The following is a 509-nucleotide window of genomic DNA, read 5'->3' on the forward strand; positions in this document are numbered from 1 at the left end:
ACTTCAGCGCCCACGTCGACCGCGCGCCGGGCGATACGGCCTGGCACACGGAAACCGAGATTGCTTTCGTAGCGGGCCTGGATCGTGCCGGCGAAGCGGCCGAGGTTTTCCTGGTCCTCGGCTTTCACTTCAATCGACAGCACCGGGCGCACCGGTTCCGGTGCCGGTTCTTCCTTGGAACACGCCATCAACAGCAGGCTGGCGGCGAGCACACACGTCAACTGCTTCATGGCTGCACTCCCTGGGCCTGGGCCTGATCCGGCGGCTGGGCGATTTCCACGATCATGCCGGGATGCAGCAGTTGCCCGCCGGCCACCACGACTTTTTCGCCGCCCTTGAGGCCGTCGCTGATGATCACCTTGCCGGTCAGGTAACGCGCGACCGTGACCTTGTGCAGTTGCGCCTTGCCGTCGTCGTCCACCAGCCAGACAGCAGGCGCGCTGATGTCTTTGGTCAAGGCTGCCCACGGCAATTCGATGCTGGCCTTGGCCGGCCCGTTGGCGGTGGCG

General features: G+C 65.4%; 2 pseudogenes. Both read right to left on the reverse strand.

What is annotated here, in order from left to right:
- A pseudogene (locus HX846_RS37420) lies at positions 1-230 on the reverse strand (efflux transporter periplasmic adaptor subunit); the annotation flags it as partial.
- Positions 227-509 (reverse strand): annotated as a pseudogene (locus tag HX846_RS37425) (efflux RND transporter periplasmic adaptor subunit); the annotation flags it as partial. The pseudogenes HX846_RS37420 and HX846_RS37425, both read right to left, overlap by 4 nt.

It is taken from the genome of Pseudomonas sp. K5002 (genome assembly GCF_013386655.1).
Taxonomy (GTDB): domain Bacteria; phylum Pseudomonadota; class Gammaproteobacteria; order Pseudomonadales; family Pseudomonadaceae; genus Aquipseudomonas.